Source organism: Bradyrhizobium sp. USDA 372, from assembly GCF_053629095.1.
Genome location: NZ_JBRJHR010000001.1, coordinates 891,853 through 910,809, shown reverse-complemented (window position 1 = coordinate 910,809; position 18,957 = coordinate 891,853). Strand labels below are relative to the sequence as shown.

The following is an 18,957-nucleotide window of genomic DNA, read 5'->3' as shown; positions in this document are numbered from 1 at the left end:
ACCGGTCCTTCGGACCAATCAGGAGGGCGGGATGGCTAAGACCGTCCTGATCGTGGAAGACAACGAGCTCAACATGAAGCTCTTCCGCGACCTGTTGGAGGCGCACGGATACCAGACCTCCGGCACCAGCAACGGCTACGAGGCGCTCGACCTCGTGCGCAAGATGCGGCCCGACCTCGTGCTGATGGACATCCAGCTGCCGCAGGTCTCCGGCCTCGAGGTGACGCGCTGGATCAAGGACGATCCGGAACTGCGTGCCATTCCCGTCGTCGCGGTCACGGCGTTCGCGATGAAGGGCGACGAAGAGCGCATCCGCGAGGGCGGCTGCGAAGCCTATTTGTCCAAGCCGATCTCGGTCGGCAAATTCATTGAGACGGTCCGGCGTTTTATCGGATAGGAAGTGAGTTCACAGTGTCCGCGCGTATCCTGGTCGTCGATGACGTCCCTGCCAACGTCAAGCTGCTCGAAGCCCGCCTGTCCGCCGAATATTTCGACGTGATGACCGCCGCGAACGGCGCCGAGGCGCTCGCGATCTCGAGGCGTGCCGAATGCGACATCATCCTGCTCGACGTGATGATGCCCGACATGGACGGCTTCGAGGTCTGCCGCCGCCTCAAGACCGATCCGGCCACGCACCACATTCCTGTCGTGATGGTCACCGCGCTCGACAGCCCCGCCGACCGCAATCGCGGGCTCGAGGCCGGCGCTGATGACTTCCTGACAAAACCCGTCTCCGATGTCGTGCTGATCGCGCGGGTGCGCTCGCTGACGCGGCTGAAGATGATGACCGATGAGCTGCGCATGCGCGCCATCACCTCGCTCGAGATCGGCATGCAGGCGCCCGAGCGCAGTGCGATCGCCGACACCGGCAAGGGTGGCCGCATCCTCCTGGTCGACGACCGCCAGTCCTCCTACGAGCGGCTGGCGACGATCCTCGCCGCCGAGCACACCATCGACGTCGAGCCGAACCCGACGGAGGCGCTGTTCCACGCCGCCGAGGGCAATTACGACCTGCTGATCGTCTCGCTCGACCTCAACAATTTCGACGGCCTGCGCCTGTGCAGCCAGGCGCGCTCGCTGGAGCGCACGCGCCATGTGCCGATCCTGGCCATCGCCGAGCCCGAGAACTCGACGCGGCTGCTGCGCGGCCTCGAGATCGGCGTCAACGACTATCTGCTGCGCCCGATCGACAAGACCGAGCTCTTGGCGCGCGCCCGCACCCAGATCCGCCGCCGCCGCTACACCGACCATTTGCGCGACAACGTGCAGAACTCGATCGAGATGGCGATCACCGACGCTCTCACCGGCCTGCACAATCGCCGCTACATGGAGAGCCATCTGGCGACGCTCGCCGAACAGGCCGCGACCCGCGGCAAGCCGCTGGCGCTGATGATCCTGGACATCGACTACTTCAAGTCGATCAACGACAATTACGGCCACGACGCCGGCGACGACGTGCTGCGCGAGTTCGCGGTGCGCGTGCGCAAATCGATCCGCGGCATTGATCTCGCCTGCCGCTACGGCGGCGAGGAATTCGTCATCGTGATGCCGGAGACCGATCTCCACGTCGCCGGCATGGTCGCCGAGCGCCTGCGCCGCTCGATCGCGGGCGAGCCGTTCGCCATCCACAAGGGTGCGAAGCGCATCGAGGTCACGATCTCGATCGGCCTCACCACGCTGGAGCACAAGGGCGAGGCGGTTGCCGACGTCCTCAAGCGCGCCGACACCGCGCTCTACCGCGCCAAGCACGACGGCCGCAATCGCGTCGTGTCGCAGGCGGCGTGAGGGCCGCCCGCACAAAGTTGCGAAAACAACCCCATGCACAGTAGCCGGCGGTAGTCGGATCAATGGGTTATGCGGGGTGGCGAGATGGCTGGCGCCGGCAGCGGCGTCGTTTGACCCGTCGGGCAAAACAGGAGCATATTGGTAGGGTCGCGGCGGTCCTCGAAACACCGCTGGATTCCCCGCGAAGGCGGGGAATCCAGTACGCCGCGCCCTCTCGGTCCAATCACAACCGGCTCTGGAATACTGGATCATCCGCCTTCGCGGGTGATGACACCTGACGATACGACGACAGCGGCTATTTCGCGCGCTTGCGTCTCTTCTGCGCATCACCACCCACATCCACGCCCGCATTCCGTAGCAGCACCGTCGCCGCTTCCTTGGCGGCCCTTGCCATCGCCGGATCATCACGCACCAAGTCCTGCGCGATCGAGCCGTCAACCAGCAGCACCAGCTGTGTTGACAGCGCGTCCGCTTCCGCAACGCCGAGCTCGTTCAACCGGTCGCGAAACCAGAGGCGGCGACTTTCCTTGAAGGCGATTGCGATCTTTTTCACGGCGCGGTCTTGAGGGCCGAGCTCGGCGACCGCGTTGACGAACGGGCAGCCGCGAAAATCCTTGGCGGCAAAGCGCCGCTCCAGCGAATCGAAGGTGGCGAGGATCTGCTCGGCGGGCAGCTTGTCGGAAGGGCGTGCGCTGACGAAGCGGCGCTCGAGATAGGCCGCGATCAGCGCGTCCTTGGACGGGAAGTGGTTGTAGAGCGTGCGCTTGGAGATGCCGACCTCGGCCGCGATGGTGTCGACGCCGATGGCGCGAATGCCTTGCAGGTAGAACAGCTTGTCGGCGGTCTGAAGGATCCGCTCTTTCATCGTCTGTGGGGCAGGCGGGGGAGCCATGCGGAGCTAAGCATCCTGTTCGCTTGACAGCAGCGGATATCTATAGCCTAAGTACACAGGTCTGTGTACCAAAAAACATCGGCAAAAGCAGACGACGGCACCCGTGCCGCGCCCAAAAGGGAGAAGAAGAATGCCCCTGCTGCAGGTCCTGCGCCCGACCTTGCCGATCCTGATCGGCGCCTCGATCATGCTGACGTTGAGCATGGGGCTACGGCAGTCGCTCGGCATCTTCATGCAGCCGCTGACGCACGACATCCATATTTCGATCTCGGATTTCACGCTGGCGCTGGCCGTGCAGAACCTCGCCTGGGGCTTCCTGCAGCCGCCCGCCGGCGCTCTCACCGTGCGCTACGGCTTTCGCCCGATCATGATCGTGGGCGCGCTGATGTACATCGCGGGCCTCGCGCTGATGGCGACGGCGAACGGGCTTCTCAGCATCATGATCGGCGCCGGCGTGCTGATCGGCACCTCGCTCGCCTGCACCGCGGCGGCGATCGCGATGTCGGTGGCGGCGCGCGCGGTGCCTGAAACGGTGCGCTCGACGGTGCTCGGCATCGTCTCCGGCGCGGGATCGCTCGGGGCGCTGCTGTCGGCGCCGATCGGCCAGATGCTCAACGAGGGCTTTGGCTGGCGCATCGGGCTTGCCGGCTTCGTCATCATGTCGGTGCTGATGATCCCGGCGGCCTGGTATGCCGGGCGCGTCGACAAGATCCCGCTGCCCAAGCCGGCCGCCGACGACATCGACGATGCCACGGCCGCGACGGCTGCAAGGACCGCGTTCGGCAATGCGTCCTTCGTGGTAATGACCTGCGCCTATCTCGTCTGCGGCATGCAGCTCGTGTTCCTCACCACGCACCTGCCGTCGTACCTTGCAATCTGCGGCCTCGATCCGATGCTGAGCGCGCAGACGCTCGGCATGATCGGCGGCTTCAACGTGCTGGGCTCGCTGTTCTTCGGCTGGGCGGGCCAGCGCTGGAACAAGCTGGCGCTCTTGGGCGGGATCTACATCCTGCGCTCGCTGGCGCTCGCCTGGTACTTCATGCTGCCGGCAACATCGTTCTCCACGCTGCTGTTCGGCGCGATCATGGGCTTCCTGTGGATGGGCGTAGGCCCGCTGGTCGCAGGCGCGGTCGCCGAGATGTTCGGCCTGCGCTGGCAGGCGATGATCCAGGGCCTCGCCTTCATGAGCCACCAGATCGGCAGCTTCCTCGGCGCCTACGGAGGAGGGCTGCTCTACGACGCACTCGGCTCCTACACCATGGCCTGGCGCATCGGCGTCGCGCTCGGCCTTGCCGGCGGCATCGTGCAGGTCGCATTCGCGCTGATCCGCCCATCGCAGCCGCCAGCGCCGGTGTTGCGGACGGCCTAGCAGGGGCAACTGGTCGCTTTCGTCAGCTTGGGAGCTTACCGCGGACGCCGCGCTGTTTAGCCGTCATGGGCCGATTGTAAACCAGCGCAGACTACAACCGTTCAAGCCGGGCAGAGACAGCTTGCCGCCTCCGATCATGGCCAACTGCCGTAGACAAGCAGGACCCGAGATGGACATGGGCAGGAGAGGAGAACCCGGCGGATCGGCGGCGGCTCTTGTGAGCCCAATAGGGGTCAGGGTCGCACCATTGTCGGCAAGGACAAGCGGATCCGCTGTGAGAAATCGGCTGCGCCATCGGCCGCCTGTGCGGCTTCGTTGATCAAGGACCCCCGCCTCAATTCATCAAACGGCAGCGTCGCATCTATCCGGCCGGAGTGGTAGAGATAGCTATCGATCAGTCCGTTGAACAGATGTCGAATGTCGAAGCGCCCCCGTCGGCCCGCCGCATTTGCATAGCGCACGATGTTGATCGTACAGCTGTTGGTCAACAGATGGTAGAACTCCGGCCGATCGGCTAGCTCGTTGATGCGCGTCAAATAGATCATCAGCAGCCGGCGCGCGTCGTCAACCGATGTATTGAGGCGATACAGGTACACCGGCTCGTGGCGATGGTTGGTGCGCACGCCCACAACATCACGCTCTTCACCGACCACGTAGATGAGCTCGAATTGCTTGAACAGGGAGGCGACGGGCGCAAAGCCTTCGCCGACCTCAGGACGCGTCTCGATGGAGATGGCCAGTGGTGGCGCATTGTCGAAGACAAAACTCACAAACGTGTGCCCGACTAGCCCCTCGGTGAAATAGGAAACGTAGAAATCGAGGGCTATCAAGTGCGACAGCGACAGCTCGCGCTCCTCGTAGCGCACCGTGAAGTCGCTTCGACTTCGGTAGTCGAAGTTACGGACGCCGGTCAGGCGCACGCGGTCGCCGTCGATGGCCGCCCGCGGCATCACCGCGACTTCCGGTCGCCAATCCCGATCGTGTGATGGAGGGATTGAGATCCACCATACGACGACACCGAAAAACATGACGAGGAAGAGAGCGGACATGCGCGGTTGGCGCGAACGCCAGAGCGCCCAAATCGCAAAGCCCGCAAACGCTCCGGCCGCAATCGTACGCAGCCAGGACCAAGGCAAGTTCGAGTAGTAGATGGCCAGTACGGCCCATGTGACGAGCAGGACCCGAATGAGAAGGCCAATCGGCTTTCTCGGCCACATGACCAACATTGATACGAATTTGCGCACTGAAGTCACCTGGCTGCTCCTGCCGCGAAGCTGCGGCCATGCCCTTCGACAGCTGCGTTGTGTCAGATCACCTGTCGTTTCATTGTGAGCGGCTACACGCTACAGTAGCTTTTCGCGAACGAGAAGCGATGGCCTCGTTTTTACAGCGCGTTCAAGGGGCTGCGCGACATCACCTTCGTGGCGCGCGTGTTGCTGCCGATGTCCGTCGGTTCGACTCTTTCCGGGCCTCCGCCACTGGAAGGATGCGGGCTGGGTGATGCTGCTGTCCGGCGCATTCGGAATTCTCCCTGGCCTCGCTATGCTCACGGGAATCCCGATGACAGGTCCTTTGCTCGGATTTGTGCTCGGCGTCGATCTGATCTCTCGCGGCATAGCCTGGCTGGCTATGCGTGGCGCCCGGCGGCGAGAACGGCATAACGGAATGAATCGATAAATAGTGAATAGGGAGTGCGCTGATGGCGATCGCAGTTGAAAGACCAATCCTCCTGATCAAGAAGTTCGCGGGTATGCTTCTCCTGCTTTTCGGTTTGCTATTCACGGCGCTCGGCTTGAGTAACGAGTCCAGCGGATTCGCCGCGATCGGTGTTGCCTTCCTTGTTGCCGGCGCGATCTTTCTGGCTCTCAAGATCATCAGGCGCAACCAGGGCGGTCCGCTCTGACCGAGGTCGCAAGATCGTCGCTGCGAGAGCCATGCACAGCATCGCAATCGCAAAGGTCCGGCCGCTTCAACCGGACGCAGCTGACACGCAACGAGAAGGGCCGTGCGCAGTGATGACAGGAACTCTGTTGAATGCGTTGTACAGCGCGCGGCGGATCCGACCGTCGATGAGCGTAACATTTCGTTCGCTGTCGATCGCGGTGATGCTCTCGGCCGGGCCCGGTGGAGCGAGCCTGGCGCAGCAAGCGCTTCAGACAGGTGGCGCGGCCACGCTCTTTCAGAACGTCCGCATCTTCGATGGCAAGAGCGCCACGCTGTCTGCCTCCTCCAACGTCTTGGTGCGCGGCAACAAGATAGAATCAATCTCGCTACAGCCGATAGCGGTGGATAGCCCGGCGGAGATTCGCATTATCGAAGGCGGCGGACGCACATTGATGCCCGGCCTCATCGACAACCATTGGCATGCGATGCTGATCCGAGTCACGCCGGCACAGTCGCTCGGCGACGTCGGCTACGTCAATCTTGTCGCTGGCGACGAGGCCACGCACACTCTGATGCGCGGTTTTACTAGCGTTCGAGATGTGGGCGGGCCGGTGTTCGGGCTCAAAAGCGCCATCGACGAAGGTATCATCAAGGGTCCGCGCATTTATCCGTCCGGCGCGGTCATTACTGTCACGAGTGGGCATGGGGACTTCCGCCAGCTTACCGACCTGCCGCGGACGATCGGCGGCATGCTCACCCGCATGGAGCAGACCGGCGGGGCAATGGTTGCGGACAGTCCCGACGAGGTTCGCGTCCGTGTCCGCGAACAGCTCATGCAAGGCGCCTCCCAAGTCAAGTTGACGGCTGGCGGCGGAGTGTCGTCGCCTTTCAGTCCAATCGACGTGACCACGTTCACCGAACCCGAAATACGCGCGGCCGTCGAAGCGGCTGAGAACTGGGGCACGTACGTCGCTGCGCATGCCTTTACGGCTGCTGCAATTCGGGGAGCCATTGCGGCTGGGGTGAAGTGTATCGAACACGGCTTCCTGATGGACGACGCAACAGCGAAGCTGATGGCAGAGAAGGGTGTTTGGCTGAGTATGCAGCCTCTCCCCGAGGATTTGAGGCTGGGCTTTCCTGTAGGCTCCATCCAGCGAGCCAAGGCGGATGAGGTCTGGCCCGGCATAGCCAGATCCTACGAGTTGGCGAGGAAGTACAAGATCAAGACGGCGTGGGGCACCGACGTCCTGTTCTCTGCAGCGCTCGCGCGCCAACAGGGGGCCATCCTGGCCTCACTCGCTCGCTGGTACACGCCCGCCGAAGCGCTGACCATGGCGACATCGACGAATGCCGAACTGCTGGCGCTATCGGGCAAGCGGAATCCTTATCCCGGCAAACTTGGCGTCGTGGAACAGGGCGCACTCGCGGATTTGCTGCTCGTCGACGGAAATCCCCTGGACAATATCGGCCTTCTTGCCGACCCCGCCAACAATTTCAAGATCATCATGAAAGATGGAATTATCTACAAAGATACGCTTGCCCGTTAGCAGCAACGTCATCGCCCTTTCGATCGACCAGCTCGCGATCGATCCCAACGGTGGGCTGCCAAATTTCGCGTTTGGGTCGTGTCAGGCTGTGGTCGGCCTTCTCAGATTGAAAATGGGCTTGAGTTGCAGAGTGTTAGCCAGTTCATAATCCTAATCGCGCCGGCCAGCTTAAGCTTTTCGAGACAACCGCTCGGGAGGCAACGATGACACCCGGCTGGCTCATTTTCCCTGCGACTATCGCCTGTGTCTGCTTCCTGGCCATTGTGAGTTTGATCATGCTTGGCGCTTGGTAGGCGGCTGACGAAGAATCTTGAAAGAGCGCGCTCTGAAGATTCGTCCATAGACCGACGCGAACTCATGTCGGTCGGAATTCGATCGGGTGCGGCCATGGATTGCGCGAATTGCGGCAGAGTCAACCCGGAGGGAACGAAGGTCTGCGGCGATTGCGGCGCGCCGCTGTTCGTTCGCTGCCCTGCGTGCGGGGGCGACAATCCGACGGGCAAGAACTTCTGTGGCGACTGCGGTGCCGCGCTCACGCCGACCGTATCGCCGCAAGTGACGACAGGGGCCGGCGCATCGACGTCCATCGTGGCACCGGTCACGGAGCGCGCAGGCTTGTTAGCCGCACCAAGTTCTTCCGCCGAGCGTCGTCAGCTCACAGTGATGTTCTGCGATCTCGTCGGCTCGACGGCACTGGCGACAAAGCTCGACCCGGAAGATCTACGGGACATCATTGCTGAGTACCGCGATAGCGTAGCGGCGGTCGTCCGCAAGTACGGTGGCACCGTCAGCCGTTACATCGGCGATGGCATGCTCATCCTGTTCGGTCATCCTTCAGCGCATGAGGACGATGCCGAACGCGCAGTGCGCGCTGCGCTTGAGATCGCCGCGACCAGGCACGCGCCGGGAGCCCCACCGGAGCTCGAGCTGCGGGTTCGTCTTGGGCTCGCAACTGGCCTCGTCGTCGTAGGCGACCTTATCGGCAGCGAAGCGGCGGAGGCGCAGGCAGTCCTTGGCGAGACGCCGAACCTTGCCGCTCGACTGCAAGCGCTCGCCGAACCGGATGGGGTCGTCATCGCTGAGGACACGCGGCGGCTCATCGGCGGGCTCTTTGACTACGAGAATCTCGGCGCCGTGACGCTGAAGGGTTTCGCCGCACCGGTGCAAGCCTGGCGGGTGCTTCATGAGGGAACAGCGGAAAGCCGCTTCGAGGCGTTGCACCCTTCGGTCCTCGCCCCGCTGGTTGGGCGTGAGGAAGAACTCGCGCGGTTGGAGCGGAGCTGGAGCCATGCGCGGGCGGGTACCGGTCAAGTCATGCTGCTCGTCGGCGAGGCGGGGATCGGCAAGTCGCGCCTCGTTGCGGCTCTTCAGGAGCGTATCGAGCGGGAGCCGCACACCTGCTTGCGCTACTTCTGCTCGCCTCATCATCAGGAAAGCGCGCTTTACCCCTTCACCGCACAACTCCAGCGGGCGGCTGGCTTCGATCGTGAGGACACACCGACGACCAAGCTCGACAAACTTCGAGCGCTCCTATCGCCTGCATTGCCGCCCGACGACGACGTGGCGATCCTGGCCGAGTTGCTGTCGATCCCCAACGATAATCTATACTTGCCGGTTACGAGTACGCCGCAACAAAAGAAGGAGAGAAGCTTCGCCGCTCTGGTTCGCCAGCTTGAAGCTCTCGCGCAAAGATGTCCAATCATGATCGTGTTCGAGGACATGCAATGGATCGATCCAAGCTCGCGCGAGCTGCTGGACCGAACCGTCGATCGCGTAGCAAGCCTACCGGTTTTGGTCCTGATCACCTACCGCCCCGAGTTCCAGTTGGTATGGACCGGAAAGCCGCATGTCAGCTCGCTCGTGCTGAACCGGCTTGACCAGAAAGCGGGCGCTGCGCTGATCCGGAGCGTGGCAGGTGGCCAGACGCTGCCGACCGAAATCGTCAATGAAATTGCCGAACGAACGGATGGCGTGCCGCTGTTCGTTGAGGAGTTGACCAAAGCGGTGCTCGAAACGAGCCCCGAGGGTATCGCGCGAGCGATCTCCTTCGCGCCGCTGCCCGGACTTGCCGTACCGGCCACGCTACATGCTTCGTTGATGGCGCGCCTCGACCGGATTGGTCCGATCGCCAAGGAGGTGGCACAAATCGGCGCGGCTATCGGCCGCGAGTTCTCCTACGATCTGCTGGCCTCGGTCGCACAGCGGTGCGACAGCGAGTTGCGGGCGGCGCTCGACCGGCTGATCAACACCGGCCTCGTGTTTGGGAGTGTCGAGCCGCCCGACGCCAATTTCTTGTTCAAACATGCACTGGTCCAGGATGCGGCATACGGCACAATGTTGCGCGGCCAACGCCGCGAGCTGCACGCGCGGATCGCTGGCGCACTGGAGGAGAGGCTCGCCAGGGGCATCCAAGAGCAGCCGGAAATCCTCGCCCACCACTGCGGACATGCGGGCCTGGCCGAAAAGGCGGTTTCCTATTGGCAGGAGGCTGGTGAGCGTTCAAAGGCTCGATCGGCAATGACAGAAGCAATCGCGCAGATGCGAAAGGCGCTCGATCTGCTATCCGAACTGCCGGATACTCCCGCGCGCCAGCGCACCGAAACTGACCTTCAACTCGCGCTCGGCGGTGCACTGATCGCCGCGAAGGGCCACGCGGCCGAAGAGACCGGCAGGGCCTACGCCCGGGCGCGTTGCCTCTGCGAGGCACTCAACGACACGCCGAACCTGCTCAAGGCACTCTGGGGCGAGTTCGTGCATTATCACGTCCGTGGTGAAACGGACCGATCGCATCGCATCGCCGAGAATTTGCTCGATTTGGCCGGACGACAGAACGATGCGGCCATTCTTGTCGCCGGTCATCGGGCAGTCGGCGATAGCTGGCTTCATCGCGGACAATTGGCCTTGGCGCGCAGCCATCTCGAGCGGGGGCTCGCCCTTTACGATCCGGCGCAGCAGCGCTCTCTGACGGCCCTGTTCGCAGAAAACGCCCGCGTGGCGATGCTTTCGTTCCTCTCGCTGACATGTGGCCTTCTTGGCTTCGCCGATCAGGCGCGCGTGCAGAGCAGTGACGCCCTGGCAGAGGCCCGCGATTCGTCGCACCCGATCAGCCTCGCATTCGCGCTGAGCGTTGCCTGCCGGTTGCATTTCGTGCTCGAAGACGCGGGCATGGTTGGGCAACGGGCGGACGAGCTGGTTGCGCTCACCACCGAGCAGCGCTTTGCCTTCTTTCTCGCGATGGGGACGGCATATCGCGGCTGGACGCTGGCCGAAGCCGGCGACCCCGAGGCCGGGGTGGACTTGCTGCGGCGCGGCATCGAGGGATTCCAGGCGTCCGGCGCAGCATGGACTCTTCCGTTCTACCTCGCGCAGCTCGCAGCAGCCGAGGCAAAGGCAGCACGATTTGAAACCGGGCTCGGCCAACTCTCCGACGCCTTGGCACTCACCCAGAAATCGGGGGTGCGGTGGTTCGAGGCCGAGCTGCATCGGCGACGAGGCGAGTTGATGCTGAGGGCTCGGCCAGGCGCCGAGGCCGATGCGGAGACCGAGTTTCGCCACGCCATTGCGATTGCTCACCAGCAGGAGGCGAAACTCTGGGAACTTCGCTCCGCCGTCAGTCTCGCCCGGCTCTGGCGTGATCAGGACAGGGGTGATGAAGCACGCGGTCTTCTCGCGCCGGTCTACGGTTGGTTCGACGAGGGCTTTGATACCCGCGACTTGAAGGAAAGCAAGGCGCTGCTGGAAGAACTCTGAAGCGCGCTCCATTGGAGCTCCGTAGCGTTCTCGTGTTGGGCGACTCCGCTGCACCCGAAAGACACATGAGGGCAACGGTGACCTGCTCGGCGCCGTCAATTCTCGGGGCGGCCCCGTCACTCCGGATTCGCAGCTGGAGTTGTCACCGTTGCGGCGCTGAGAGTTCGTAATTGATGCAGTCCATCTTGATCTCGTATGGACCCGCAAAGGCGCCGTTGCCGACCCACCGAAACACCTTCCGGTACTGGGTCGTCTCCTCAGAGCGCGGCAGACGTCCGGGTGGACGGTAAACATCCGACGTCCTCTTGGACGATATCTCGGTCAGTGTCAGCTTCTCCTCGGGTTCCCCTTCGCGCTTGAACTCCATCTTCTTGTCGAGGCCCGAATTGATGTCGATCGCCTCGAATTTCGCGATCTGGAGATCGTCGTTGACAGCCGTGAGCAACGGCCCGTTCAGCCACGCCTTCGGCAATATCACAAGCGATGACCGGCTAAAGACCACCACCGGTGCATCGTCACTCGGTAGCACGCCTCGGCAACCGTAGCGCCATTGGCCGGCCGTGCTCGGTGAGGCCATGGCAATGAGGGCGACGGCGATCAAGCCCTGCAGGATGCGGATGGCGGGGCAAGCTCTCGCGACGGCAGACATCGGGCTCGGCATGGTGTCGTTTCCAAGAGATCAGCTTTTGGTCGCGCCGAAGCGGCCAAATGTTCATTCTCTGTGGGCGGAGGGCGCATGTTCGTTCTGCTGGTTCACGGGCTTCAGGAAAAGTCTGCACATGACGACTTCGCCGTTTGTGCTGAGCCCTTCCGAACCCGGATCAGGTACTCGACCGCAACCACTGCGAAAAGACCCGAATGGTCCGCGCGCGCGGATGGCTTGGCCTGCTGACCACATAGAAGCCATAGCCGGGCAGGCTCAACGAGAATGCCTTCACGAGCGTGCCGGTGGCGAGGTCGTGCGCCACGAGCACATCACTGAAGATCCCGACGCCCTGCCCACTGATCACCGCCTCGATGGCGTGCAGTTCTTCCCGGAAACTCAAGTGCTGCAGGTCCTTGTATGGGGGCACCTCGCGCCACCGGCGCTGGGCTGCACCAAGCCATCTCTGCCACGTCGGTGGCTCGCGATCGGCCGGCGACCAATAGGAGTGGATCAAAACATGCTTTGCGAGGTCGACTGGTCTCTTCAGGCGTCCCGTTGAAAGCAAATCCGGACTGCAGACCGGCCAGAACGTATCGCTGAAGAGCTCATCGACGATCCCGTCTGTCGGCGGTACGCGGCTGGTCGCATAGCGAATGGCAACGTCACTATCTCCGGCCTGCAGATCGAGCACCGTGTCAGTGCCGATCACTTCCAGCGGCACGTCGGGATGCAACTTCCGCCACAGGGGCAGGCGGGGCACGAGCCAGCGGCTGGCGAAGGCATTGGTCGTCGTCACCCGGAGCGGCTGCTGGTCACCTTCCTCCTTGACGGACGCAATGGCAGCGGCAAACGCCTCGAGCCCGCCGCGAATGGCCGGAAACAGCCGCGCGCCGGCCTCGGTCAACGAAAGCGGACGTGGTCTGCGCCGGAACAAGGCGCGGCCGCAATACTGCTCGAGCAAGCCGATCTGGTGGCTGATCGCGGTTGGCGTGACGCCGAGTTCTGCCGCGGCTTTCTTGAAGCTCAGATGACGGGCGGCAGCTTCGAAAGCGCGGAGCTCGATCAGGGGAGGCAGCTTGTGCATGCGCGGTCAGTCTAGGTGAAATCAGTTCATCGTCACCTGAATTCTTCGGATTTGCTCTGAGACAGCCCAGGATCGAGGATATGGCGGGTCAAGCTGAGGAGCCCATGTCATGTCCATCGCATCTGTCGCCAGCGCTGCCGCCGAACTTGGCGCCTCCTTCGGAGGAGAACTGCTCAAACCAGCAGACGAGGGCTACGATGAGGCGCGCAAGGTCCACAACGGGCTGGTCGACAAACGGCCAGCATTGATTGCCAGGTGCCGCAGTGCGGCCGATGTCGTGGACGCGGTGACACTTGCGACCAAGCTCGGCCTCGAGGTCGCGGTTCGCGGCGGCGGCCACAATGTGGCGGGGCGCGCAACCATCGACGGCGGGATCATGATCGACCTCTCACCCATGAAGGGGGTTCGGGTCGACGCCATCGGCAAGACCGTATGGGCGCAGGGCGGGGTCACCTGGGGCGAGCTCAATCGAGAAACGCAACTTCACGGACTTGCGGTGACCGGCGGCGTGGTCTCGACCACCGGCATCGCGGGCCTGACGCTCGGCGGAGGGCTGGGCTGGCTGATGGGCAAGTACGGCCTCGCATTGGACAATCTGCGGGCTGTCGAACTCGTCACGGCTGATGGCAAGGTTCTGCGGGCCAGCAAGCAAGAGCAGCCCGATCTGTTTTGGGCCGTCCGCGGCGGCGGCGGAAACTTCGGGATTGCCACCAGCCTCGAATACGACCTCCATAAGGTAGGGCCGGTCATCACCGGCGGCCCGATCGTCCACCCAATCGAGCGCTCCCGCGACGTGCTGGAATTTTTCCGGACCAGCACGCGATCGCTCACGGACGAGCACATGCTGTTCGCATCCCTGACCCATGCGCCGGACGGGTCCGGCAGGGAGGTCGCGGCCCTGGTCACCAGCCACTGCGGTGAAGTCGCCGAGGCCGAACGAGAGATGCAGCCGCTGAAACAGTTCGGAACTCCGATTCTGGATGCAGTCGGACCGATGACCTATTGCGAGCTCAACCGGATGCTCGACGCCAACTATCCGAAAGGCGCCTTCAACTATTGGAAGTCGAACTTCCTCGTGGAGCTGAGCGATGGGGCGATTGCGACGATGATCGAATGTTTCGCCCGCTGCCCGACTCCCATGGGGCAGCTGCTGCTCGAGCATATCCACGGTGCCGCGGCCCGCGTGGATGCCGGGGATACGGCATTCGTGCATCGGCAGGAGGGCTACAATTTCCTGATCCTCGCGCAATGGACGCAGGCCAGCGATAGCAGCCGCTGCATCTCGTGGGCACGCGCAACCTATGAAAGGATGCGGCCCTTCTTTGCGCCCGGACGCTATGTCAATTATCTCGATGATGACGAGACAGGCGATCCCGTTGCCGCTGCCTATGGGCGGAATTACCGCCGCCTGCAGCAGATCAAAGCGAAATACGACCCTACGAACTTCTTCCGGATGAACCAGAACATCCGGCCGCTCGCTTGATTGCCGGCTGACGATTCCTCGCTCTCGTCAGGATGTGAGTAGAAACCAAGCCGCGACCTGATCCAAAGTGGGTGGGGCGAGCTGATGCCCGGGAGGGACTTGAGAATGGCGGTCGTGTGCAGGCCCGCTCGCATCGACGACTTGAAGCAGGCCGATGACCTCGTCGTCGCCAGCATCAACGAGCTCACTGAACGGCGGGGGTTCGGGAAGATGGCATCCTCTCGCCCGCCGAATTTTCAGGCCTTCTCGCTGGCGGATGATCCCGAAGGCTTATGGGTGGCCGATGACGACGGAGAGATTGTCGGCTTCGCGTGGAGTTGGGTCTGTGGCGAGCTTTGGTTCTTGGCTCAATTGTTCGTCGCGCCTGATCGTCAGAGCGATGGCATTGGCAATCAACTCCTCAACAAGGCGTTCGCGCATGCAGACATGCGCGGAGCGCCCATCAAGGCACTGATCACCTTCACGTTCAACAACGTATCTCAAGGCCTCTACATTCGCCACGGACTGTTCCCGCGCTTTCCAATCTACATGGTCAGCGTCCCTCGCGACCACCTGGCGCCACGATTGGCTGCGCCGCGGCTCCGTCTTGAATCTCTCACTGCCGACGCAATCGCATACGACGAGCTGGCGGCGATCGATGTCAGTGCTGTCGGCGTTTCCAGGGAGAAGCATCATCGATTTCTCCTGGGCGACAGCACGATTCGCGGATTCACCATCCACGCCGGCAATGAGTGCGTCGGGTATGTCTATATTTCGGGTGGACACATTGGTCCGCTTGCAGTCCGCAGGCCAGATCTCGTTGACGCCGCTTTTGCCACTGCGTTGTCGTTCGCGGCACAGACCGATTGTCCAACCATTTCGGCCTTTGTGCCGGGCGCGAGCGAGCCAGCGCTCAAGGCGGCGACCGACCACGGGATGCGTCTGACGTTCCCGATGCTGCTGATGTCGAACAGACCGTTCGGAGATTGGGGCAGCTACCTCCCGCGCAATCCGGGTTTCATGTAGAGGATTCAACCGAGAAGGCTGGCGTCGCGGGGCAGGCAGGAAGGCCACGGAATGATGGCTGGATCGGCGCTCGTTCCGTGCCGGGTCATGCTCTAGCCTTATCGGGACCGCGGGCTGCGCTCTGGATGGAGCGGCCGTTGCGCATAAGGGTTATCCATGCACATGGCCGAAAGGCCTGCAGCGCTCGCTCTACACTCGTCCCATGAACGATACTGGCAGGAAATCCAGGTGACGCCGCCCCATTCCCATCTCTGCATGCATACCGGATAGTTGCCGCCGAACCGCTGTGCTGCGGCTGGACTGGGCGCGGACATGGTGATCAAGACCAAGAGGAGACAGGCAAGCGCGCGCATCATGATCAGCGCGGCCGGGGCGGAGGCGGCTGCTTGAACCTCACGCGCGGGTTCACGTCGCAATAGGTGTTCCATCGCCCGGACGCCGACGCCAGGCATTGCTCTCGCGTCGAATACATGCATTCGCCGGGAAAACCGAGGTGTCCGCCGACGACGCACCAGGGATAGTCGCGCTCAGCGTTTGCTGCGGGAGAAAATCCGATGACCATGAGGACAATCAGTAGAGCGATGCGCATGCGATCTCCATCATGTCAACTGAGCGGCAACGCCAGAGGTTCGCCTTCGAAAAATAGCCGCTTGATGATCGTGGCTCAAGAATAATGGCCTAAGCTGGTTAGAGGCGCAGGCAACAATTCCGTGTCGCACTGCATCGTTCCTGCCAACGTTCGACGGCTTGTCGCCGGTGCTTAGGAACGTCCGCAGGGCTTGGTAGCTGGCCCAGGGACACGCGAACACGCGCGCCAAAACAGCAACGGGGCCCGCAAGGGCCCCGTAAAAATCCTTGGCGCTGCGCCGATCTTACTTGATCTTGGCTTCGCGGAATTCGACGTGCTTGCGTGCGACCGGGTCGTACTTCTTCTTGACCAGCTTGTCGGTCATGGTGCGCGAATTCTTCTTGGCGACGTAGTAGAAGCCGGTGTCGGCCGAGGACACGAGCTTGACCTTGATGGTGACCGCTTTGGCCATGTTCTGAACCTCAGAATATCAGGGGGAATCTGGAGCCGGCCAAACGGCCCGCGTTGGCCGGCAACCTAGCCAGAAACGGCGGGAAGTCAAGGTTTCAGGGGGCACAAACCGCTCAAATCGGGCCCATCAGGCCTCAAAGAACCGGCTTTTCGGCCGGGGCAGGCCCAGATTCTCCCTCAAGGTGGGCCCTTCATAGTCTTTGCGGAAAATCCCGCGCCGCTGCAGCTCCGGGACCACCTTGTCGACGAAATCGTCGAGGCCGGCGGGCAGGAACGGGAACATGATGTTGAAGCCGTCCGAGCCGCGCCCGACCAGCCATTCCTCCATCTGGTCGGCGATGGTCTTGGCCGTGCCGACGAAGGACAGGCCGCCATAGCCGCCGACGCGCTGGGCGAGCTGGCGCACGGTGAGCTTCTCGCGGGCGGCGAGGTCGACCAGGCGCTGCCGGCCGCTCTTGCTGGCATTGGTCTCGGGGATCTCGGGCAGGGGGCCATCGGGATCGAAGCCGGAAGCGTCGGTGCCGAGGATGACGGAGAGCGAGGCGATGGCGCTGTCGTAATGCACGCGGCTGTCGAGCAGAGCGCGCTTCTCCTTGGCTTCATCGACGCTGTCGCCCACGACGACGAAGGCGCCGGGGAGGATCTTCAGGTGCTCGGGGTCGCGGCCGATCTTCTCCATGCGGCCCTTGATGTCGGCATAGAGTTTTTGGCCGTCGGCGAGGCTGCCGCCGCCGGTGAACACGGCTTCCGCAGTCTCGGCGGCGAGCTGCTTGCCGTCTTCGGAGGCGCCGGCCTGCACGATCACCGGCCAGCCCTGCACGGGGCGGGCGATGTTGAGGGGCCCGCGCACTTTGAAGTATTTGCCCTTGTGGTCGAGCGTGTGCATCCGGGCGGGATCGAAGAACAGACCGCTCTCGACGTCGCGCACGAAGGCATCGTCGGCGAAGGAATCCCAGAGGCCGGTGACGACATCGTAGAATTCGCGGGCACGCTTGTAGCGCTCGGCGTGCTCCATGTGGTCGTCGAGGCCGAAATTCAGCGCCGCATCCGGGTTCGAGGTGGTGACGATATTCCACCCCGCACGGCCGCCGCTGAGATGGTCGAGCGAGGCGAAGCGGCGCGCGACGTGATAGGGCTCGTCGAACGTGGTCGAGCCGGTCGCGATCAGGCCGATGCGCTCGGTCACCGCCGAGAGCGCCGACAGCAGCGTGAACGGCTCGAACGAGGTCACGGTGTGGCTGCGCTTGAGCGCGTTGATCGGCATGTTCAGCACGGCCAAGTGATCGGCCATGAAGAAGGCGTCGAACTTGCCGGCCTCGAGCTTTCGGATCAGCGTCTTGATGTGCGAGAAGTTGAAATTGGCGTCGGGCCAGGCCCCGGGATAGCGCCAGGCGCCGGTGTGGATGCTGATCGGGCGCATGAACGCGCCAAGCTTGAGTTGTCGTTGTGCCATCGCCCGCTGTCCTTCTTCATTGTCGTTCGGAAAGACATAGGTGCGGGCGGGAACTCCGCCATTGGGGGAGGCGGGAAGAATTTTTTGTTTTTCGCAGATCTTTCAGCACGTCATTCTGGGGCGCCGCAAAGCGGCGAACCCGGAATCCATTGGGCCGCAAAGACTGCCGAGCGATGGATTCCGGGTTCGCGCTTCGCGCGCCCCGGAATGACGGAGGATAGAACTCGGACTTCGAACTACGCCGCAGCGCGCCAACTAGCTCAAGACATCCTTCTGCATCTTGCCGCCGTAGAAATGGAAAAACGGCACCGGCGCGTCGTGGCGGAGCGGGCCGGTGGCAAGACGGGTGTCGAGCTCGTTGAGGACGTTACGCGTCATCGGATGCAGATCGGCGAGCGGCTTCGAGCCGAGCTCGACCCAGACCAGCTCGACCAGCTCGGCATCGGCATGGATCACGCCCTCGACGCGGTGGGTGATCGCGGAGGCATCGGCGGTGAAGAAGCGCGTGTCGAAGCGCTTGACGCGGCCGGGCGGGGTGATCGCGCGCGCGATCAGGAACAGGCCGGAGGGATCGGGCAGCAGGCCGGCATCCGCGAACGGCTTCCAGGGGCCGTCGAGCTTCGGCACCTTGCCTTCGGCCTTGCGGCCGAGGCAGAGGCCGGTCTCCTCGCAGGCTTCGCGGATCGCGGCAATGGCGAGCGATTTCGCGCGCGAGGCCGGCGTCTTCGGGCTGCCCTTGGCGAGATTGGCTTCCAGCTCCGCAGTGATGGGCGCAGCGCAGGGCACGCGATAGTCGGCCTTGTCGACGCGCCCGCCGGGGAAGACGAATTTCCCGGGCATGAACACCACCTTGTCGTGGCGCTTGCCGACCAGCACTTTCGGAATGGCGCCGCTGCGGTCGACCAGGATCAGCGTCGCCGCATCCCGGGGACGGAAATAGGGATGGTGGTCGGCTTCCTTTTCCTCGTGGACCTTGGCCTTTTCCGCAACCTGCGCAATATCCGTCATGTCCTCACCCGA

Annotated in this window: 17 protein-coding genes; 8 read left to right on the top strand and 9 right to left on the bottom strand. The window is 63.1% G+C overall.

Annotated features, from left to right (window positions below):
* Positions 1-31 precede the first annotated feature (31 nt).
* Positions 32-397: a response regulator gene (locus AB7M16_RS04365; protein WP_008566616.1), complete on the top strand. Its 366-nt coding sequence runs from the start codon at positions 32-34 to the stop codon at positions 395-397.
* A 14-nt stretch (positions 398-411) separates the two neighbouring features.
* Positions 412-1,785: a PleD family two-component system response regulator gene (locus AB7M16_RS04360; protein ID WP_212255071.1), complete on the top strand. Its 1,374-nt coding sequence runs from the start codon at positions 412-414 to the stop codon at positions 1,783-1,785.
* Between the two features lie 295 nt (positions 1,786-2,080).
* Here the strand turns inward: AB7M16_RS04360 and AB7M16_RS04355 are convergent, their stop codons facing one another.
* Positions 2,081-2,677: a TetR/AcrR family transcriptional regulator gene (locus AB7M16_RS04355; protein WP_453943231.1), complete on the bottom strand. Its 597-nt coding sequence runs from the start codon at positions 2,675-2,677 to the stop codon at positions 2,081-2,083.
* A 130-nt stretch (positions 2,678-2,807) separates the two neighbouring features.
* Between AB7M16_RS04355 and AB7M16_RS04350 the strand changes: the two genes are divergently transcribed.
* Positions 2,808-4,046, top strand: coding sequence for an MFS transporter (locus AB7M16_RS04350; RefSeq protein WP_453943230.1), 1,239 nt, complete (start codon positions 2,808-2,810; stop codon positions 4,044-4,046).
* A gap of 233 nt (positions 4,047-4,279) precedes the next feature.
* Here the strand turns inward: AB7M16_RS04350 and AB7M16_RS04345 are convergent, their stop codons facing one another.
* Complete coding sequence (locus AB7M16_RS04345; RefSeq protein WP_439366980.1) at positions 4,280-5,290, bottom strand: lipoprotein N-acyltransferase Lnb domain-containing protein; 1,011 nt, start codon at positions 5,288-5,290, stop codon at positions 4,280-4,282.
* A 455-nt stretch (positions 5,291-5,745) separates the two neighbouring features.
* On the opposite strand from AB7M16_RS04345, the gene AB7M16_RS04340 reads away from it, so the two are divergent.
* The 3 genes from AB7M16_RS04340 (at position 5,746) to AB7M16_RS04330 (ending at position 11,227) form a co-directional block, all read left to right on the top strand.
* Complete coding sequence (locus AB7M16_RS04340) at positions 5,746-5,949, top strand: hypothetical protein (protein WP_439366982.1); 204 nt, start codon at positions 5,746-5,748, stop codon at positions 5,947-5,949.
* Positions 5,950-6,115: 166 nt separating this feature from the next.
* A complete protein-coding gene (locus AB7M16_RS04335) occupies positions 6,116-7,477 on the top strand; it encodes an amidohydrolase family protein (RefSeq protein WP_453943229.1) in 1,362 nt (453 codons plus the stop codon).
* Between the two features lie 357 nt (positions 7,478-7,834).
* Positions 7,835-11,227: an AAA family ATPase gene (locus tag AB7M16_RS04330; protein ID WP_453943228.1), complete on the top strand. Its 3,393-nt coding sequence runs from the start codon at positions 7,835-7,837 to the stop codon at positions 11,225-11,227.
* Between the two features lie 142 nt (positions 11,228-11,369).
* Here the strand turns inward: AB7M16_RS04330 and AB7M16_RS04325 are convergent, their stop codons facing one another.
* On the bottom strand, positions 11,370-11,888 hold the full coding sequence (locus tag AB7M16_RS04325; RefSeq protein ID WP_453943227.1) for a hypothetical protein: 519 nt from the start codon (positions 11,886-11,888) through the stop codon (positions 11,370-11,372).
* 160 nt (positions 11,889-12,048) lie between these two features.
* Positions 12,049-12,957 carry a LysR substrate-binding domain-containing protein gene (locus AB7M16_RS04320; RefSeq protein WP_212255076.1) on the bottom strand — a complete coding sequence of 303 codons (909 nt, stop codon included), beginning with the start codon at positions 12,955-12,957 and terminating at the stop codon, positions 12,049-12,051.
* A 109-nt stretch (positions 12,958-13,066) separates the two neighbouring features.
* On the opposite strand from AB7M16_RS04320, the gene AB7M16_RS04315 reads away from it, so the two are divergent.
* Together AB7M16_RS04315 and AB7M16_RS04310 are read left to right on the top strand one after the other, a co-directional pair.
* Positions 13,067-14,440 carry an FAD-binding oxidoreductase gene (locus AB7M16_RS04315; RefSeq protein WP_453943226.1) on the top strand — a complete coding sequence of 458 codons (1,374 nt, stop codon included), beginning with the start codon at positions 13,067-13,069 and terminating at the stop codon, positions 14,438-14,440.
* Positions 14,441-14,545: 105 nt separating this feature from the next.
* Complete coding sequence (locus AB7M16_RS04310) at positions 14,546-15,445, top strand: GNAT family N-acetyltransferase (protein WP_453943225.1); 900 nt, start codon at positions 14,546-14,548, stop codon at positions 15,443-15,445.
* A gap of 98 nt (positions 15,446-15,543) precedes the next feature.
* Here AB7M16_RS04310 and AB7M16_RS04305 read toward each other — a convergent pair whose 3' ends face one another.
* From AB7M16_RS04305 to AB7M16_RS04285, 5 genes are all read right to left on the bottom strand, one after another.
* Positions 15,544-15,798: a DUF3551 domain-containing protein gene (locus tag AB7M16_RS04305; protein ID WP_453947125.1), complete on the bottom strand. Its 255-nt coding sequence runs from the start codon at positions 15,796-15,798 to the stop codon at positions 15,544-15,546.
* 5 nt (positions 15,799-15,803) lie between these two features.
* Positions 15,804-16,034 carry a DUF3551 domain-containing protein gene (locus AB7M16_RS04300; RefSeq protein WP_172783385.1) on the bottom strand — a complete coding sequence of 77 codons (231 nt, stop codon included), beginning with the start codon at positions 16,032-16,034 and terminating at the stop codon, positions 15,804-15,806.
* A 283-nt stretch (positions 16,035-16,317) separates the two neighbouring features.
* Complete coding sequence (gene rpmG / locus AB7M16_RS04295; protein ID WP_007603295.1) at positions 16,318-16,485, bottom strand: 50S ribosomal protein L33; 168 nt, start codon at positions 16,483-16,485, stop codon at positions 16,318-16,320.
* 126 nt (positions 16,486-16,611) lie between these two features.
* Complete coding sequence (locus tag AB7M16_RS04290) at positions 16,612-17,937, bottom strand: LLM class flavin-dependent oxidoreductase (protein WP_453943224.1); 1,326 nt, start codon at positions 17,935-17,937, stop codon at positions 16,612-16,614.
* 255 nt (positions 17,938-18,192) lie between these two features.
* Positions 18,193-18,945: an NUDIX hydrolase gene (locus AB7M16_RS04285; RefSeq protein ID WP_172783387.1), complete on the bottom strand. Its 753-nt coding sequence runs from the start codon at positions 18,943-18,945 to the stop codon at positions 18,193-18,195.
* Between the last annotated feature and the right edge of the window lie 12 nt (positions 18,946-18,957).

What these genes read in the sequence shown, in the direction of transcription:
- AB7M16_RS04325 (WP_453943227.1), bottom strand. Translation starts at nt 11,888, where the DNA reads ATGCCGAGCCCGATGTCTGCCGTCGCGAGAGCTTGCCCCGCCATCCGC.
- AB7M16_RS04315 (WP_453943226.1), top strand. Translation starts at nt 13,067, where the DNA reads ATGTCCATCGCATCTGTCGCCAGCGCTGCCGCCGAACTTGGCGCCTCC.
- AB7M16_RS04320 (WP_212255076.1), bottom strand. Translation starts at nt 12,957, where the DNA reads ATGCACAAGCTGCCTCCCCTGATCGAGCTCCGCGCTTTCGAAGCTGCC.
- AB7M16_RS04285 (WP_172783387.1), bottom strand. Translation starts at nt 18,945, where the DNA reads ATGACGGATATTGCGCAGGTTGCGGAAAAGGCCAAGGTCCACGAGGAA.
- AB7M16_RS04365 (WP_008566616.1), top strand. Translation starts at nt 32, where the DNA reads ATGGCTAAGACCGTCCTGATCGTGGAAGACAACGAGCTCAACATGAAG.
- AB7M16_RS04335 (WP_453943229.1), top strand. Translation starts at nt 6,116, where the DNA reads ATGAGCGTAACATTTCGTTCGCTGTCGATCGCGGTGATGCTCTCGGCC.
- AB7M16_RS04290 (WP_453943224.1), bottom strand. Translation starts at nt 17,937, where the DNA reads ATGGCACAACGACAACTCAAGCTTGGCGCGTTCATGCGCCCGATCAGC.
- AB7M16_RS04330 (WP_453943228.1), top strand. Translation starts at nt 7,835, where the DNA reads ATGTCGGTCGGAATTCGATCGGGTGCGGCCATGGATTGCGCGAATTGC.
- AB7M16_RS04305 (WP_453947125.1), bottom strand. Translation starts at nt 15,798, where the DNA reads ATGCGCGCGCTTGCCTGTCTCCTCTTGGTCTTGATCACCATGTCCGCG.
- AB7M16_RS04350 (WP_453943230.1), top strand. Translation starts at nt 2,808, where the DNA reads ATGCCCCTGCTGCAGGTCCTGCGCCCGACCTTGCCGATCCTGATCGGC.
- AB7M16_RS04310 (WP_453943225.1), top strand. Translation starts at nt 14,546, where the DNA reads ATGGCGGTCGTGTGCAGGCCCGCTCGCATCGACGACTTGAAGCAGGCC.
- rpmG (WP_007603295.1), bottom strand. Translation starts at nt 16,485, where the DNA reads ATGGCCAAAGCGGTCACCATCAAGGTCAAGCTCGTGTCCTCGGCCGAC.
- AB7M16_RS04300 (WP_172783385.1), bottom strand. Translation starts at nt 16,034, where the DNA reads ATGCGCATCGCTCTACTGATTGTCCTCATGGTCATCGGATTTTCTCCC.
- AB7M16_RS04340 (WP_439366982.1), top strand. Translation starts at nt 5,746, where the DNA reads ATGGCGATCGCAGTTGAAAGACCAATCCTCCTGATCAAGAAGTTCGCG.
- AB7M16_RS04355 (WP_453943231.1), bottom strand. Translation starts at nt 2,677, where the DNA reads ATGGCTCCCCCGCCTGCCCCACAGACGATGAAAGAGCGGATCCTTCAG.